This window comes from Curtobacterium pusillum (assembly GCF_013359865.1).
Classification (GTDB): Bacteria; Actinomycetota; Actinomycetes; order Actinomycetales; family Microbacteriaceae; genus Curtobacterium; species Curtobacterium pusillum.
Genome location: NZ_JABMCE010000082.1, coordinates 48,047 through 64,295, shown reverse-complemented (window position 1 = coordinate 64,295; position 16,249 = coordinate 48,047). Strand labels below are relative to the sequence as shown.

The window sequence follows — 16,249 nt, the reverse complement described above, 5'->3', positions numbered from 1 at the left end:
GCTCACCGGTACCGCCCGAGGTCGAGGACGGCATCGCACGCGGCCCGGGTGTCCTCGTCGTGCGTCGCGACGACGACCACCACCCCGGACTCCGCCAACGCCCCGATCGCCCGGTTGACCTCGTCCGCCGTCGAACGGTCGAGCTGCGCGGTCGGCTCGTCGACGAGCATGAGGTCCGGCGCGCTCGCGATCGCCCGCGCGAGCATGAGCCGTTGTGCTTCGCCGCCGGAGAGCTCGGCGAAGCGCGCGTGTGCTCGATGCCCGAGCCCGAACCGCTCGAGCACCTCGAACGACCGGACGTCGGCGCTCCGGCGGTCGGCACCGCGAGCGAGGAACGGCATCGCGACGTGGTCCAGCACGCGTCGGCGTGCGACGCCGTACGGGTTCTGGAACACCCACAGCGGGCGGCAGTGGTCCGGCCGCCGGACCGTTCCGTGCCTCGGACGGAGCATGCCCGCGAGGATCGCCAGGAGCGTCGACTTGCCCGATCCACTCGGTCCGACGAGCGCGGTGACGGTGCCCTCGTCGAAGGTGCGATCGACCCCGTGGAACAGCTCCGATCCGGTCGACCACCCGTGCCCCACACCCTCGAGCGTCACCGACACGAGCGGGTCCGATCGGGTACAGCGCGCAGTCGGTCGAGCGTCCGACCGTCTGGCGCGCGGACGAAGGACTGACCGAGCTCGGACCCGAGGACCTCGACGTCGATCGGGTCGCCCCTCGTCGGCTGGACACAGGCGCGGTTGCCCTCGATCGCGAACAACGCAGTCGGCGGGACCACCTGCACCGTGCGGGGCCGGCGCAGCGACCAGGTCACCGGCAGCGTCGGCACACCGTCGGCCGATGCGACGGTCGCGGCGTACTCCGGGAGCGCGGCGACTGCGGCGAGGGCTTCGCTCGACGACACCACACCGCTCGCGTCGACCGCAGCCATGGTGCGCCCGATTCGCAGCTGCCGCTCACCGGGCACGGGGTCGACCGGCACCGAGTCGATGCGTGCGCCGCGCAACTCGGCGGGGAGCTCCACGAGCACGCCGTCCGGTCCCACCGGAGCTCCCACGACCGCGGTACAGGTCCGGACGGTGTTCTCGACCGCGGGAACCCAGCCGAAGGGCGCGCGCGGGACGACGGCGTCCGGGAGTTCGTCCCGGTGTACGCCGCGATCCACGAGGAACCGCCGCGCCGCGTGCAGGGTGGCCTTCCCGAGCACACCGTCCACGCTGAGTCCGGCACCGCCGGCGTTGAGTGCGCGCTGCAGGCCTCGGACGTCGTCGCCCGCGTCGTTCAGGGCGAGGTCGCGCCACAGCGGGACGTCGGACGCGAGCGTGATGACCGGAGCGCCGTCGACCCGAGCGACGACGTCCCCGCTCCGGAGCGTCGCTCCCGTCGAGCAGGCGGACGAGGTCACCGTGCCGGTCCGACTGGTCACGACGGCCCGCGGCGCTCCGGTGTCGAGGGCGAGCTGCACCTGCCGCTCATCCGCGTCCGACCGTTCGGTCACGCGAACGGTGGTGGCAGGCGTCGCCGTCCGCAGCGCTTGCGGCGCTTCGACGGGCAGCGTCACCACCAACACCACCGCGGTCCCCGCGGCGACGAACATCGCCCCGAGCCCGACGAGTGTCCCTGATGGGGGCCGCATCACGGCGACCGCCAGAGCCCGAGTGGATCCAGCCGACACTCCTCAACTCGAGCGTCGTACACGTCGAACGGATAGGTTCCTTCCTCATCGTCCGCGCGCCAGCGCAGCTCGTCGTACTCCGGGCCGACGACGCCCGCGTTGCGAAGACACGTCACGGTGATCTTTGCCTCGTCCTGCCTCTCCGGGTTGCGCCGGATCTCGTTGAACAGATAGGTGACGCTTCGGTCGAAGCGTCGAGCACACCTGTCCAAGACCGCATGGACCTCGTCGGTCGGCCCCAGCGCACCACCGTCAGCCGCTTCGGCTTGCGACGTTCCATCGTCGAAGATGTCCCAGATGATCCCCGCATCGAGCATGCACCGGCGCTTGCGGCTCTGGGCTTCCTCGAGCTCGGCTGGAGTGATGACTCCGTCCCGTAGGATCGCTGTCTCGAACTCGCTCGCGTGCTCGGAGGACGCGGCGAACTCCTCAGCCCAGGGGCCCGCTGATGCAAACGACTCGTGAGCGAGACCTTGGCCCTCTGGCTCGGCCGAGCACGCCGTGAGAAGCGCCCCGACCAAGACGGACACCAGGACTGTCCGAACTGGCCGACCAACGGGCACAGGTCAGGCCCTGACCATTCCGTACTGAGCCACGTTCGCGTAACAGAGCTTCTGCCGCGACCAGGCGTTCGAGCCGACGATGTTGCCCCACGCGTACGTGCCGTTCTTGAAGCGGTTGAAGTGCTGTGCTCGACCGCACCCGGTGTAGTTCTTGCCCTGCGTGAGGGTGATCTGCCCCCAACAGGCGGCAGCCTTCGCCTCCGGCGCGCTCGCGGTATCGACCGCGACCCCTCCGGCCACCACGGTCCCGAGCACAACAGCACCGAGCACGACGTTCTTGATCGACATCGATCTCCCCATTCCTTGTGGCACCACCCCGGTGCCGCCGTTAACGTATTACCGTTCAGTGGACCGATGCAACCGCGGAGGCCGGAACCCGGCAGGATGGACGCGTGACTGACGACATCCGGTGGGAGGTGGTCGAGGAGAGCACGCTGTCGCTTCCCGACCACGAGGCGATCGCAGCGCTCCTGGGGCGGGCCTTCCCCGACTGGTCGCACTGGTACGTGGGCGGCCGCAGCTGGGCGGGCATGCAACCCGAACGGCGCGTGCTTGCACGTGACGCGGGCGGCGTCGTCCTCGCGCACGTCGGCATCCGCCGGATGTTCATCACCGTCGGCGGGCGGGACGTCCTGGTCGGGGACACGGGATTGGTCGCGGTGTCACCCCGGCTGCAGGGAACGGGCAAGGGCCGCGACCTCATGGAGCGCGCGCACGCCGTGCTCGAGGGGCTCGGGGTGCCGTACGGCTTCCTCGGTGCGGGCGAGAACCGCGTGCCGTTCTACGCAAACCTCGGGTGGCACGTCTTCGACGACGCCGTCGCCGACTACACCGCGTTCACCGCGGAGGGCGCCGGCCTCCCGATGACGGACCAGGGCGGCTGGATGGTGCTCCCGGTGGCGGAACGCCTCGAGGACTGGCCGGCCGGCCCGATCTGGCTGAACGGCCAGCAGGTCTAGAGCCGCTTCAGACGGACGGGAGGCGCGGTGCGGGTCGGACCCGCACCGCGCCTCCCGTCCGTGGAGATCGGGGCTTACGCCTCGACCGCGACCTTCTCCGGGTCCTCGTTGGATCCCGGCGCGCTCGGCGCGACCGCGGCGCGCACGCGCGCGCCCAGGTCGGCGTCGACGTTCGTCCAGTACGCGAACACGCGCTCGCGCAGGTCATCGCGCGTCACCTTCGAGACGTGCCCGGCGATGTTGCCGACCAGGCGCTCGCGGGCGGCGGCGTCGAGGACCTCGCGGTAGAGCGTGCCGGCCTGGCCGAAGTCGTCGTCCTCGGGGTGGAGGGTCGCGGCGGAGCGCTGCAGGGCGCCGTCGGACTCCCAGCCCGGGGTGTCGTCGGTCGCGCCGTGGTCGGCGTGCGCGCCGCCGAGGGAGTTCGGCGCGTACACGGGGACCTCGGACTTCTGGAAGTCGAAGCGCATCGCCCCGTCCTTCGAGTACGAGTGGACCTCGTTCTTCGGGGCGTTCACCGGCAGCTGCGCGTGGTTCGTGCCGACGCGGTAGCGGTGGGCGTCCGCGTAGCTGAAGATGCGCGCGAGGAGCATCTTGTCCGGGCTCGCCGCGATGCCGGGAACGAAGTTCGAGGGGGCGAACGTCGCCTGCTCGATCTGCGCGAAGTAGTTCTCTGGGTTGCGGTTGAGCTCCATCGTGCCCACCTCGATGAGGGGGTAGTCGGCGTGCGGCCAGACCTTCGTGAGGTCGAAGGGGTTGAAGCGGTAGCTCTCGGCGTCGGCGTAGGGCATGACCTGCACCTTGAGGGTCCATCGCGGGTGGTCGCCGCGCTCGATGGCCTCGTGCAGGTCGCGGATGTGGAAGTCCGCGTCCTCGCCGGCGATGCGGTCGGCGTCCTCCTGCGTGAGGGTCTTGTGGCCCTGCTCGGTGAGGAAGTGGTACTTCACCCAGAAGCGCTCGCCCTCGGCGTTGATCCACTGGTACGTGTGGGAGCCGAAGCCGTCCATGTTCCGCCAGCTCGCGGGGAGGCCACGGTCGCCCATCAGCCACGTCACCTGGTGCGCCGACTCGGGCGAGAGCGTCCAGAAGTCCCACTGCATGTCGTGGTCGCGGAGGTGCGAGCCCGGCAGGCGCTTCTGCGAGCGGATGAAGTCCGGGAACTTGATGCCGTCGCGGAGGAAGAACACCGGGGTGTTGTTGCCGACGAGGTCGTAGTTGCCCTCGGTCGTGTAGAACTTCAGCGCGAAGCCGCGGGGGTCGCGCCAGGTGTCCGGGGACCCCTGCTCGCCGGCGACGGAGGAGAAGCGGGCGAGCATCTCGGTGGTCTGGCCCGGCTGCAGGAAGGCGGCACGGGTGTACCGGCTGATGTCCTGCGTCACGGTGAAGGTACCGAAGGCGCCGCCGCCCTTGGCGTGCACGACGCGCTCCGGCACCCGCTCGCGGTTGAACTGGGCGAGCTTCTCGACGAGGTAGTGGTCGTGGAGGGCGAGGGGGCCGTCGGCGCCGACACCCATCGAGTGCTGGTCGCTCGAGACGGGTGCGCCGCTGTTGGTCGTGGTGGTGGGCGTGTGCTGGTCGGACACGGTTCCTCCTCAGGTGGAACGGTTGGTTCGGTCAGGGATGCTCGGGTTGCTCGTGGGGGCGCATCGCGTCGGCGATCACGCCGGGAGGGGCTCCGCGTCGTCGCGCTCGGCCGCGGCACACCGTTCGCAGATGCCCCAGTAGGTGACCTCGGCGGTGGTCACCGCGAAGCCGTGCGTCTCGGACGGGGTGAGGCAGGGCGCGTGCCCGACGGCGCAGTCGACGTCCTCGATCGCGCCGCACATCGTGCAGACGATGTGGTGGTGGTTGTCGCCGGTCCGCCGCTCGTAGCGCGCGGGACTGCCGGCGGGCTCGATGCGCCGGACCAGTCCGACGCCGGTCAGCGCGGCGAGGACGCCGTAGACGGCCTGGTGGCTCGTCGTCGGGAGTTCCGCGGCGAGTGCCGTGACGATGTCGTCGGCGGTCGCGTGCGGCATCGTCTCCGTCGCCCGGAGGACGGCGAGCCGCGGTGTCGTGACCCGGAGTCCGGAGGCGCGGAGCAGGTCGGCGTCGACGTCCATGCTGAGCCTTTCTTTTGCAGAGATCAAGACAACGCAACCACTGTACACCAGCCCGGCAGCCCCTCACCCGCCACCGGCGCCTCCCGGATCTGAACCGGTTCTCACCGCTCACGCCCCCTGCGAACCGGGGAGCGGGCGGAGGATTGTCCTCGGCAGCACGACCCGCAGGAGGCACCCCACGCCGTCGACACCCGAGTTCTGGAGCACCTGGCAGTTCGACCCGCTGGCCACGGCCCTCATCGTCGTCGCGGCCGTCACCTACGGCTGGTGGGTGGTCGGGGCCGCCCGACGCGGCAGCCGGTGGCCGTGGTGGCGCAGCCTCGCGTTCCTCGGTGCGCTCGTCCTGTTCGGGATCCTGCAGTTCGGCATCGTCGGCGTGCACGACCGCGACCTGCGGTGGGCCTTCGTGCTGCGGTTGGCCCTGCTGTTCTTCGCGGTCCCCACCTTCGCCGCGTTCGCCGCGCCGGTCTCGCTGCTCCGGACTGGAGGCCCGGCTCGCCTCGCGCGGACCGCCTCCGCCCTGCTCGCGTCGCGCCCGGCACGGTTCCTCGGCAACGCGATCGTGTCGCCACTGATCGCCCTCGCGCTGTTCTGCGTCCTGCTCACCCCGCTCTCGGCGACGATCCGCGAGTCACCGGTCTGCGCGACGGTCATCACCGTGCTCGTGCCGATGCTCGGGTTCACCCTGCTGACGCCCCTGTCCGAGCCCGGGGTCCTGCGGTCCTCGACGTTCGTCACGGTCGAGTTCCTGCTCGCCTTCGTCGAGCTCTTGGCGGACGCGATCCCGGGCATCGTGCTCCGGGTGTCGAACCACGTGCTCGACGGATCGCTCGTCCAGGCGGTCGGGCAACCGTGGTTCCCGTCGCCCCTGCGCGATCAGCACCTGGCTGGCGACCTGCTCTGGTTCATCGCCGAGGTGGCGGACGTCCCCGTGCTCATCTCCCTGTTCATCCGGTGGCAGCGCACCGACCGGCGGGAGGCCCGCACGGTCGACGCGCTCAGCGACGAGGAGATGGAGGAGCTCACCCGGGCGCACCTGCAGCGCCGCGGGTGAGTCCCTGCGGGCTACGCACCCGCGTGCTTGCCGTGGTGGTCGGCAGCCGCCAGCTCTTCGTCGTGGGTGGCGGGCTGGGTCGCGACGGACCCCGTCTGCTGCCAGGCGACGGTCTGCTTCGGCTTCGCCAGGAACAGGGCCGCGACGATCGCGATGACCAGCACCACGGCCGGCAGCACGAGGGACTGCCCCATGGCGGTGGCGAACGGCTGCTGCAGGAAACCCGGGAGCGCGCCGACCTGCTGCTCCGCACCGCCGGCGCTCGTGCCACCGGTGGACGCGGGGAAGTTCGCCGTGATGCGCGCCTCGATCAGAGCCGCGATCCCGGCGGAGCCGAGGACCGCACCGATCTGCCGGGTGGTGTTGTACACGCCCGAACCGGCACCGGCGAGCTTCGGCGGCAGGTTGCGCGTCGCGGAGACGGACAGTGGTCCCCACATGCACGCGTTGGCGAGGCCCAGGAGCGTGGACGGGAGCAGCACCCAGCCCCAGTCTGCACCGGACGACAGCAGCGACCCGAACCAGAAGAGCGCGCCGGAGAAGCAGGCGAGTCCGAACGCGGCGACCCAGCGGGCGTTCCAGCGGTGCAGGTTCTTGCCGACCAGCGGCGCGAGTCCGGCGGAGAGGATGGCCTGCGGGACGAGCAGCAGCGCGGACTGCGTCGGGCTGAACGTGAGCACGTCCTGCGCCCACAGCATGATGGGCAGGGCGAACGAGGAGATCGCGACGCCGACCGCGGTGATCGCGATGTTCGCGAGCGTGAAGTTGCGGTCCTTGAAGAGTCCGAGCGGGAGCAGCGGCTCGCCCTTCTGCACGCCCTGCCAGACGACGAACGCGGCGAGCACCACGAGACCCGCGATGATGAGCGACCACACCGAGATCACGCCGGTGATGACGCCCCAGTCGTAGGTCTCGCCCTCCTGGATGCCGAACACGAGCAGGAACATGCCGACGGCACTCAGCACGATGCCGAGGGAGTCGAACCGGTGTCCGTGCCGCTCGAACGTCGGGACGAAGCGCTGCGCGAGCACGAAGGCGACCACGCCGACCGGGACGTTGACGAAGAAGATCCACTCCCAGCCGAAGCCGTCGACGAGCAGGCCACCGACGATCGGGCCCACGAGGGAGGCGACACCGGCCACCGCGCCCCAGAGTCCCATGGCGGCTCCGCGGTTCTGCGGCGGGAAGATGCGGGTGATGACCGCCATGGTCTGCGGGGTCATCATCGCGGCGCCGAGACCCTGCACGACGCGGGCGACGATGAGGATCTCGATCGACCCGGCGAGACCGCACCAGAGGCTCGAGAGCGTGAAGACCACGAGACCGGCCTGGTACAGCATCTTCGGGCCGAAGCGGTCGCCGAGTCGACCGGTGATGAGCAGCGGGACGGCGTACGCGAGCAGGTAGGCACTCGTCACCCAGATGACCGAGTTGATGTCCGCGTCGAGCTTCTGGGCGATGGTGGGGGTGGCGACCGACACGATGGTCGAGTCGACGAGGATCATGAAGAAGCCGACGACGAGTGCCCAGAGGGCGGGCCACGGCTTCTTCTCGGTCGTCCGCGGGCGCGTGACGATGGTCATCGAGTGGGTTCCTTGCTGTTCGTGGGGATGTCTGTGTCTTCGGGGACGGCCGGGCCGTCCCAGGGGATGTCGCCGCTCGCGATGCGGTCGGCCGTGGTGGAGAGCCACTCGATCTGCGCCTGGAGCATGGCACGGACGTACGACACGTCCAGCCAGAAGCGCTCGGCCAGATGCTTGGCCTGGAGGCCCGTGGCGGCCTCGTCGTACTCGGCACGCTGGTCGCGGAGCGCTTCCGCGCGCGTCCGCAGGGCGGTGACGGCGTCCGCGGCGCTCAGGTTGTCGACGTGCGAGACGGCGAGCTGGAACTCCGGGTACTCGTCCGCCGGCTCCGCGATCATCCGACGGAGCCCGGCCTGGAGCTCGGTGCGCCCGTGGTCGGTGATCGCGTAGGTCGTGCGTTCCGGCCGGTTGCCCTCACGCGCCGTGCCGAGCGCCTCTGCGAACCCGAGGTCCACCAGCCGCCCGATCTGGTGGTAGAGCGTGCCGGGGCGGACCTTGACGTTCTCGTCCTCGCGACGCTGCAGCATCGTCTGGAACATCTCGTACGGGTGCATGGGGGCCTCGTTGAGGAGCCCGAGCGCGGCGAACGCGAGGGGCGTGAGCGACGCCATCCGTGCCTCCTGTATGGTGTTCCAAACCGTCTATTCGAATTGGAATATACGCGTTGGAGGAGTGACTCGCAACGTGCTCCGGCGTGGCGCGCACGCCCCGTAGACTGGTGGTGTCCCACCCATCCCCTGAAGTGCTGGAGTGAACACGTGCCAACGATCGTCGTCGAGGTCATGCCGAAGGCCGAGATCCTCGACCCCCAGGGCAAGGCGGTGGGCAACGCGCTCGCCCGTCTCGGCAAGGCCGACCTGACCAACGTCCGGATCGGCAAGCGCTTCGAGGTGACCGTCGACGGACCGATCGACGACGCGAAGCTCGCGGAGGTCCGCGAGATCGCGTCCGACGTGTTCTCCAACGCCGTGATCGAGGACGTCGTGTCCGTGACGGTCGGGGACGAGTGACCTCGATGCGGATCGGCGTCATCACCTTCCCGGGCTCGCTCGACGACCGCGACGCCCAGCGCGCGGTCCGCCTCGCCGGCGCCGAACCCGTCGCCCTCTGGCACGGCGACCACGACCTGCAGGGCGTCGACGCGATCGTGCTCCCCGGCGGGTTCTCCTACGGCGACTACCTCCGTGCCGGTGCCATCGCCGCGAAGGCCCCGATCATGGCCGAGGTCATCGACGCTGCCGGCAAGGGCATGCCCGTACTCGGCATCTGCAACGGCTTCCAGATGCTGGCCGAGGCCCGCCTGGTCCCCGGGGCCCACACCCGCAACGCCCACCAGCAGTTCATCCGACGCGACCAGAAGCTCCGCGTCGAGACCACCTCGACCGCATGGACCTCGGGTTTCACCGCGCAGCAGGAGATCACCATCCCGCTGAAGAACGCCGACGGCCGCTTCGTGGCCGACGCCGACGAGATCAAGCGCATCGAGGACAACGGCCAGGTCGTGTTCCGCTACGTCGGCGTGAACCCGAACGGGTCGATCGACGACATCGCCGGCGTCTCGAACGAGCGCGGCAACGTCGTCGGCCTCATGCCGCACCCCGAGCACGCGACGGAGCCCGGCTTCGGCCCGGACACCGCCGCCGCCATGGCCTCCGGAACGGACGGCCTCACCTTCTTCACCTCCGTGATCGAGTCGACGCTCGTCAAGTGACCGCGACTCCAGTGACAGGGAACGACAACACCGTGACGACTTTCGTGCGCCCGAAGCCCGACACCGTGCAGGACGCCGCTGCCACGCCCGACAAGGAGCAGCCGTACGAGGCGCTCGGGCTGAAGGCGGACGAGTACGCGAAGATCCGCGAGATCCTCGGCCGCCGCCCCACCTCGGGCGAACTGGCGATGTACTCCGTGATGTGGTCCGAGCACTGCTCGTACAAGTCGTCGAAGAATTACCTCCGTCAGTTCGGCAAGAAGGTCACGCCGGAGATGACGAAGAACCTGATGGTCGGCATGGGCGAGAACGCCGGCGTCATCGACGTCGGCAACGGCTGGGCGGTGACCTTCAAGGTCGAGTCGCACAACCACCCGTCCTACGTCGAGCCGTACCAGGGCGCTGCGACGGGTGTCGGCGGCATCGTCCGCGACATCATCTCGATGGGTGCACGGCCGGTCGCCGTGATGGACCAGCTCCGCTTCGGCGAGATCGACCACGAGGACACGGCGCGCGTCGTGCACGGCGTCGTCGGCGGCATCTCGTTCTACGGCAACTGCCTCGGCCTGCCGAACATCGGCGGCGAGACCTACTTCGACCCGGTGTACCAGGGCAACCCGCTGGTCAACGCCCTCGCGGTCGGTGTCCTCCGGCACGAGGACCTCCACCTCGCGAACGCCTCCGGCGCCGGCAACAAGGTCGTGCTGTTCGGCGCCCGCACGGGTGGCGACGGCATCGGCGGCGCGTCGATCCTCGCTTCGGACACCTTCACCGAGGGCGGCCCGACCAAGCGTCCGGCGGTCCAGGTCGGCGACCCGTTCGCCGAGAAGGTCCTCATCGAGTGCTGCCTCGAGCTGTTCCAGAAGGAACTGGTCGAGGGCATCCAGGACCTCGGGGCCGCCGGCATCTCCTGCGCCACCTCGGAGCTCGCCTCGAACGGTGACGGCGGGATGCACATCTCGCTCGACGACGTCCTGCTGCGCGACCCCACGCTCACCGCCGAGGAGATCCTCATGTCGGAGAGCCAGGAGCGGATGATGGCGGTCGTCCGCCCCGAGAAGCTCGACGAGTTCCTCGCGGTCGTGCGCAAGTGGGAGGTCGAGACCAGCGTCCTCGGCGAGGTCACCGGCACCGGCCGTCTCGTCATCGACTGGCAGGGCCAGGAGATCGTCAACGTCGACCCGCGGACCGTCGCCGTCGACGGCCCGGTGTACGACCGTCCGGTCGCCTACCCCACCTGGATCGACGCGCTGCAGGCCGACTCCGCCGCCTCCCTCGAGCGCCCGACCGACGGCCCCGCGCTCAAGGCGCAGTTCCTCAGCCTGCTCGGCTCCCCGAACCTGGCGTCGAAGAACTGGGTGACGAACCAGTACGACACCTACGTGCTCGGCAACACCGCACTCTCCTTCCCCGACGACGGCGGCATGATCCGCGTCGACGAGGAGTCCGGGCTCGGCGTGACGATCGCGACCGACGCGAACGGCCGCTACTGCTACCTCGACCCGAAGCAGGGCGCGCGCCTCGCCCTCGCCGAGGCGTACCGCAACGTCGCCGTCACCGGTGCCGTCCCGGCCGCCGTGACCGACTGCCTGAACTTCGGCTCCCCGGAGAACCCCGAGGTCATGTGGCAGTTCTCCGAGGCCGTCGAGGGCCTCGCGGACGGCTGCATGGAACTCGGCATCCCGGTCACCGGCGGGAACGTGTCGTTCTACAACCAGACCGGCACCACCCCGATCCACCCGACCCCGGTCGTCGGTGTCCTCGGTGTGATCGACGACGTCGCGCTGCGCGTGCCCTCCGGCTGGCAGGACGACGGACACAACATCTACCTGCTCGGCACCACCTCGCTCGAGCTGGACGGTTCGGCCTGGGCCGGCACCGTGCACGGCCACCTCGGCGGTCGTCCGCCGGCGGTCGACCTCGAGCGTGAGAAGGCCCTCGCGGACCTCCTGCACGCCGCGGCGAACGAGCAGCTGCTCACCAGCGCCCACGACCTCGCGGACGGCGGCCTCGGCCAGTCCCTCGCCGAGTCGGTGCTGCGGTTCGGCATCGGCGCCCGCGTCGTGCTCGACGAGGTCGAGGCCCGCGACGGCATCGACACGGCCACCGCTCTGTTCTCGGAGTCGACCGGCCGCGTCATCGTGACCGTCCGGCGCGAGGACGACGTCCGCTTCCAGGGCCTCTGCGACGGCCGTGGCTTCCCGGTGCTCCGCATCGGCGTCACGGACGCCACGAGCGGGTCGCTCGAGGTGCAGGGCGCGTTCGAAGCGACCCTCGACGAACTCCGCGGTACGCACCGCGCGACGCTGCCCAGCCGCTTCGGCGACGTCATCGTCGAGGACGTCACCGAGGGCTACGTCGGCCGCGGTCCGCTCGACTCCGACGGCACGTTCTCGCCGCGCACCGACGCCTGACCCGCGGGGCCCGCAGGATGCCGATCGTCACGCTGCCGTTCGCGGAGCTCGTCGACCGGTTCGGCCCCGTGCCGGACGGCGTCGAGCTGGACGTGTGGGACGTCGAGGGGCCGTACCCGCGCGGCGCCGACGTCGCCGTCACGCTCCTGCCGTTCTACTTCGCTGGACGGCACCGCTGGCAGTACGTGCACGACCTGCCGAACCTGCGGCTCCTGCAGCTGCCGAGCGCCGGGTACGAGCACGCCGTCCCGCACGTGCCCGGGCACGCGCAGCTCGCGAACGGCCGCGGCATCCACGACGACGAGACCGCAGAACTCGCCGTCGGGCTCGCGCTCACGTCGCTCCGGGAGCTCGGGGCGTTCCAGGCCGACCGTGCGAACGGTGTCTGGGACGCCCGGACGACCCGTTCCCTGGCCGACCGCCGCGTGACGGTGGTCGGCTACGGGGCGATCGGCTCGGCGATCGCCACGCGGTTCGAGGCGTTCCGCACCGAGGTGACCGTCGTCGCACGGACCGCCCGGGAGCAGGACGGCCGGCAGGTGCACGCGTTCGACGAGCTGCCGGCGCTGGCCGCCCACACCGACGCGCTCGTGCTGATCACACCCCTGACGGACGAGACCGAGCGGCTGGTGGACGCCGACCTGCTCGGTGCCCTGCCTGACGGCGCCCTCGTGGTGAACGTCTCCCGCGGCAAGGTCGTCGACACCGACGCCCTGGTCGCCGAGCTGCGGTCCGGTCGACTCTCGGCAGCGCTGGACGTCACCGACCCCGAGCCGCTCCCCGCGGGACACCCGCTCTGGACGACGCCGAACACGGTCCTCACGCCGCACGTCGGCGGGAACACCGACCTCAGCGTGCCGCGCTCGATCGAGCTCATGCGTCGCCAGGTGGCCGCGCTGGCCGAGGGGCGCCCGTTCGAGAACCTCATCGAGCCCTGATCACCGGGCCCGTTCTCGGCGACGCCGCAGGTGCTCGCCGAGCGGTGGCGGGCCGGGGACGAGGGGGTCGGACGCGTCCATGCGCTCGGTCGGACCGATCCCGGTGACAGGAGCCGCGCCTCCAGGACGACGACCGGTGCTCAGACCGGGACGACGCAGGTCGGCGTGCCGACCGGGATCTGCGCGACCGCCTCGCCGGGCACGCCGTCGTCGCCGACGGGGAGCACGGCGATCGCATCGGACAGCTGGTTGGCGACCAGGACGAACCCGGGCACCCGCGCGAAGTGCCGCGGCCACACGCCACCGGACGACGCCGAGCCGACGAGCGTGAGCCCGCCGTCGGACGCGTCGAGCACGACGACGAGGTCCCGGCCACGCACCGCGACGTACACCCGCCCGGCTTCGTCGACCTCGACGTGGCTGAGGAGCGATCCGCCGACCTCACCGTCGAAGGTCGCCGCTGAGGCGACGACCACGAGCGACCCGGACTCGTCACGGCGAAGCCGGTGCACGCGCCCGTCCAACTCGCCCGCCACGATGAGGTCCCCGTCGTACCACGCCAGGTGCCTCGGACCGACACCCGGGGCGAGGTGGTGCACGCGGACCCGTTCGATGGCCGGGGCACCGGTGATCCGGAACTCGTGCAGCGCATCACCGCCCAGGTCGGCGACGAGCACGGTGCCGTCCGGCGTCGCGATCGACTGGTGTGCGTGCGGACCCTCCTGCCGGTCCTGCACCGGTCCGCTGACGTCGGGCAGGACCTCGGTGACGACGGCTGAGTCGGGCACGTTCACGCGGTCGTCGCTGCCGTGCGTCCCCACGACGCCGTCGCTGGCGAGCACCGAGGCGGAGTGCGACTCGGCGGCCGCGAGCGAGACCGCGGTGACGGTTCCGGAGACGTAGTTGGTGACGACGAGCGTGCCGGACGGGTCGACCTGCACGTGGCAGGGGGCGTCCCCGCCGGAGGGCGCGTCCCAGAGGTGCTCGAGCGCCGAGCCGGCGCGGCGGAACGCGGAGACGCTCCCGTCGACGGTCTCGGAGACCGCGTACACCCGGTCGCCGGAGACCGCGAGGAACGACGGGTCGTCGATGACGGCGACGGTCCGGACGTCCGCCGACGCGTCAGCCGCGCCGCCCGCGATCATCGAGATCCCCGTCGCGTTCCCGCCACCGGTGGCCGTGTACGAGCCGACGAGCAGCGTCGGGAGCGTGCCGCTCACTCGTCGCCGCCGGCAATCTGCTCGTGGTGGTGGATGACCTCGGCGACGATGAAGTTGAGGAACTTCTCGGCGAAGGCGGGGTCGAGGTGCGACTCGGCGGCGAGCGACCGCAGCCGGGCGACCTGGATCTGCTCGCGTCCCGGGTCTGCGGGCGGCATCCCCGCGGCCGCCTTGAGGTAACCGACCCGCTGCGTGTACTTGAAGCGCTCGGCGAGCATGTGGATCACGGCGGCGTCGATGTTGTCGATGCTCTGCCGGATGCTGCCCAGCTCGGCGACGGCCGCCGGGTCGTACTCGGGCCTGGTGTCGTCGTCGCTCATGCTCCGAGCCTAACGGCCGCGGCTGCTCGGCAGGTGTCGGTTACGCCTGCCGAACCTGGGCGGGACCTGAGCACCGTCGGAACTGCGAGAATGGAGGCCATGTCGGTCCTGCTCGTGATCTCGAGCGTGTTCGCGGTCCTCGCGGGCCTCGTGCACGTCTACATCTTCTTCCTCGAGTCTGTCGCCTGGACGAGCCCCAGGGTGCGTCGGATCTTCGGGTTGTCGTCGGAGACCGAGGTGCAGGCGACCCGGTCGCTCGCGTTCAACCAGGGCTTCTACAACCTGTTCCTGGCGATCGGTGCGGTGCTCGGTGTCGTGCTGGTGGCGGCGGGCAACGGTGCGAGCGGGTGGACGCTCGTCGTGTTCTCGACGGCGTCGATGCTCGGCGCCGCGGTGATCCTCGCCGGGACGGGCCGCCGCTACCTCAACTCGGCGTTCGTGCAGGGGTCGTTCCCGCTGATCGCCCTGCTCTTCGCGTTCCTCGGGTCGACGTTCGGCGCCTGACCGCGGCGGCGAGTCCCGTCCCGCACGGTCACGCGAAAGCGACAGGCTGCCGCACACGCGCCCCGTCCCGCACGCGAAAGCGACAGGGTGCCGCCGAACTCCGGCGGCACCCTGTCGCTTTCGCGGGAGACGGCCCGGCGCCCGGCGCCCGGCGTCAGCCGAGCTTCGCGGCGAACTCGTCGGGCAGCTTCTTCAGCGCCCACTCGATCGCGGCCGTCGTGCCCATCGAGAACGCCGACGAGACGTCAGGGTCGTCGAACACGATCGCGTGCCCGGCCTCGACCGACGGGACCTTCTGGAACAGCGGGTCCGACTCGGCCTTCGACGCATCGACGTAGATCGGCAGGATCAGCGTCAGGTCGGCGTTCAGCAGGTCGAGGTTCTCGTCCGACAGGTGCACCGAGAACGCCTTGCCCGCCTGCTCGTCGATGGCCTTCGGGATCGTGAAGCCGAGGTTCCGCATGAACGTGGAGCGGCTGTCCGTGGAGGCGTAGGCACCGAACCCGTCGGACGTGTACGCACCGACGACGGCGGACTTGCCCGTGAACTCGGGGTGGGCCTTGCGTGCGGAAGCGTAGGCGTCGTCGAGGCCGGACAGCAGCTTCTTGCCCTCGGACTCCTTGCCGAGCGCCTTCGCGATCATGTCGACCTGCTGCGACGTCGAGGCGAGGTAGTTCTCCCCGCCCTTCGGGATCGCCACGGTCGGCGCGATCGCGGACAGCTTGGCGTAGCGGTCCTTGTCGCCCGAGGACTTCACGTCGAGGATCACGTCGGGCTTGAGCTTGAGGATGTCCTCGTAGCTCGGCTCGAGCGTCTGGATGATCTTCGGCGACTTCGTGTAGGCACCCTTCAGCCACGGTCCGACGCCGTCACCGCCGAAGGCGAGCCAGTCGCTCGCGCCGACGGGCTGCACACCGAGTTCGAGCGCCGTCTCGGCGTCGCCCCAGCCGAGGGCGACGACACGCTTCGGCTGCGAGTCGATCTTCGTGGTGCCGAGGGCGGTCGTGATCGACACCGGGAACGCGCCGTCCGATGACCCTGAGAAGGACGAGGAGGAGGACGACGAACCGGAACCGGAGGCGCAACCGGCGAGGACGAGGGACGCTGCGACGACGGCGCCTACTGCGGCGACCACTCGGCGGAGACGGTGAGGAGTACGGATCACGTAGGTAAGCCTAACCTAAGGAACGGGTACGGAGAACGCCT

At 70.4% G+C, this 16,249-nt stretch carries 18 protein-coding genes; 7 read left to right on the top strand and 11 right to left on the bottom strand.

Annotation, left to right across the window (positions count from 1 at the left end):
- Positions 1 to 2 precede the first annotated feature (2 nt).
- The 4 genes from HP507_RS12320 to HP507_RS12305 form a co-directional block, all read right to left on the bottom strand.
- Positions 3 to 605: an ABC transporter ATP-binding protein gene (locus tag HP507_RS12320; RefSeq protein ID WP_175352084.1), complete on the bottom strand. Its 603-nt coding sequence runs from the start codon at positions 603 to 605 to the stop codon at positions 3 to 5.
- Positions 596 to 1,501: a peptidoglycan-binding domain-containing protein gene (locus HP507_RS12315; RefSeq protein ID WP_175352083.1), complete on the bottom strand. Its 906-nt coding sequence runs from the start codon at positions 1,499 to 1,501 to the stop codon at positions 596 to 598. The genes HP507_RS12320 and HP507_RS12315 overlap by 10 nt, the downstream gene beginning before the upstream one ends.
- A gap of 137 nt (positions 1,502 to 1,638) precedes the next feature.
- The gene (locus tag HP507_RS12310) at positions 1,639 to 2,208 is read right to left on the bottom strand and encodes a hypothetical protein (protein ID WP_175352082.1); all 570 of its coding nucleotides are present in this window, start codon (positions 2,206 to 2,208) and stop codon (positions 1,639 to 1,641) included.
- Positions 2,209 to 2,244: 36 nt separating this feature from the next.
- Positions 2,245 to 2,529: a hypothetical protein gene (locus tag HP507_RS12305; protein WP_175352081.1), complete on the bottom strand. Its 285-nt coding sequence runs from the start codon at positions 2,527 to 2,529 to the stop codon at positions 2,245 to 2,247.
- A 104-nt stretch (positions 2,530 to 2,633) separates the two neighbouring features.
- Between HP507_RS12305 and HP507_RS12300 the strand changes: the two genes are divergently transcribed.
- Positions 2,634 to 3,200: a GNAT family N-acetyltransferase gene (locus HP507_RS12300; RefSeq protein ID WP_175352080.1), complete on the top strand. Its 567-nt coding sequence runs from the start codon at positions 2,634 to 2,636 to the stop codon at positions 3,198 to 3,200.
- Positions 3,201 to 3,274: 74 nt separating this feature from the next.
- Here the strand turns inward: HP507_RS12300 and HP507_RS12295 are convergent, their stop codons facing one another.
- A complete protein-coding gene (locus HP507_RS12295) occupies positions 3,275 to 4,780 on the bottom strand; it encodes a catalase (RefSeq protein WP_175352079.1) in 1,506 nt (501 codons plus the stop codon).
- 75 nt (positions 4,781 to 4,855) lie between these two features.
- A complete protein-coding gene (locus HP507_RS12290; protein ID WP_175352078.1) occupies positions 4,856 to 5,299 on the bottom strand; it encodes a Fur family transcriptional regulator in 444 nt (147 codons plus the stop codon).
- Between the two features lie 223 nt (positions 5,300 to 5,522).
- Here HP507_RS12290 and HP507_RS12285 point away from each other — a divergent pair, with 223 nt between their 5' ends.
- Complete coding sequence (locus HP507_RS12285) at positions 5,523 to 6,353, top strand: cytochrome c oxidase assembly protein (protein ID WP_338085063.1); 831 nt, start codon at positions 5,523 to 5,525, stop codon at positions 6,351 to 6,353.
- Positions 6,354 to 6,364: 11 nt separating this feature from the next.
- Here HP507_RS12285 and HP507_RS12280 read toward each other — a convergent pair whose 3' ends face one another.
- Together HP507_RS12280 and HP507_RS12275 are read right to left on the bottom strand one after the other, a co-directional pair.
- A complete protein-coding gene (locus tag HP507_RS12280; protein ID WP_175352076.1) occupies positions 6,365 to 7,936 on the bottom strand; it encodes a DHA2 family efflux MFS transporter permease subunit in 1,572 nt (523 codons plus the stop codon).
- A complete protein-coding gene (locus tag HP507_RS12275) occupies positions 7,933 to 8,547 on the bottom strand; it encodes a PadR family transcriptional regulator (RefSeq protein ID WP_175352075.1) in 615 nt (204 codons plus the stop codon). The genes HP507_RS12280 and HP507_RS12275 overlap by 4 nt, the downstream gene beginning before the upstream one ends.
- A gap of 147 nt (positions 8,548 to 8,694) precedes the next feature.
- Here HP507_RS12275 and purS point away from each other — a divergent pair, with 147 nt between their 5' ends.
- From purS to HP507_RS12255, 4 genes are read left to right on the top strand one after another with little or no spacing between them, the layout of a single operon-like run.
- Entirely contained in the window at positions 8,695 to 8,946 is a 252-nt protein-coding gene (gene purS, locus HP507_RS12270) for a phosphoribosylformylglycinamidine synthase subunit PurS (RefSeq protein WP_175352074.1), read from the top strand.
- 5 nt (positions 8,947 to 8,951) lie between these two features.
- Positions 8,952 to 9,647, top strand: coding sequence for a phosphoribosylformylglycinamidine synthase subunit PurQ (gene purQ / locus HP507_RS12265; RefSeq protein ID WP_175352138.1), 696 nt, complete (start codon positions 8,952 to 8,954; stop codon positions 9,645 to 9,647).
- A 32-nt stretch (positions 9,648 to 9,679) separates the two neighbouring features.
- Positions 9,680 to 12,061, top strand: a complete 2,382-nt coding sequence (purL, locus tag HP507_RS12260; RefSeq protein WP_271207296.1) for a phosphoribosylformylglycinamidine synthase subunit PurL — start codon at positions 9,680 to 9,682, stop codon at positions 12,059 to 12,061.
- Between the two features lie 17 nt (positions 12,062 to 12,078).
- A complete protein-coding gene (locus HP507_RS12255) occupies positions 12,079 to 12,999 on the top strand; it encodes a 2-hydroxyacid dehydrogenase (protein WP_175352073.1) in 921 nt (306 codons plus the stop codon).
- Positions 13,000 to 13,139: 140 nt separating this feature from the next.
- On the opposite strand, the gene HP507_RS12250 is transcribed toward HP507_RS12255, so the two are convergent.
- Positions 13,140 to 14,219: a lactonase family protein gene (locus HP507_RS12250; RefSeq protein ID WP_175352072.1), complete on the bottom strand. Its 1,080-nt coding sequence runs from the start codon at positions 14,217 to 14,219 to the stop codon at positions 13,140 to 13,142.
- The gene (locus tag HP507_RS12245; protein ID WP_175352071.1) at positions 14,216 to 14,539 is read right to left on the bottom strand and encodes a chorismate mutase; all 324 of its coding nucleotides are present in this window, start codon (positions 14,537 to 14,539) and stop codon (positions 14,216 to 14,218) included. Before HP507_RS12245 ends, HP507_RS12250 begins: the two co-directional genes overlap by 4 nt.
- Before the next feature lie 99 nt (positions 14,540 to 14,638).
- Between HP507_RS12245 and HP507_RS12240 the strand changes: the two genes are divergently transcribed.
- The gene (locus HP507_RS12240) at positions 14,639 to 15,043 is read left to right on the top strand and encodes a DUF1304 domain-containing protein (RefSeq protein ID WP_175352070.1); all 405 of its coding nucleotides are present in this window, start codon (positions 14,639 to 14,641) and stop codon (positions 15,041 to 15,043) included.
- A 154-nt stretch (positions 15,044 to 15,197) separates the two neighbouring features.
- Here the strand turns inward: HP507_RS12240 and HP507_RS12235 are convergent, their stop codons facing one another.
- Positions 15,198 to 16,208: an iron-siderophore ABC transporter substrate-binding protein gene (locus HP507_RS12235; protein ID WP_271207297.1), complete on the bottom strand. Its 1,011-nt coding sequence runs from the start codon at positions 16,206 to 16,208 to the stop codon at positions 15,198 to 15,200.
- Positions 16,209 to 16,249 lie beyond the last annotated feature (41 nt).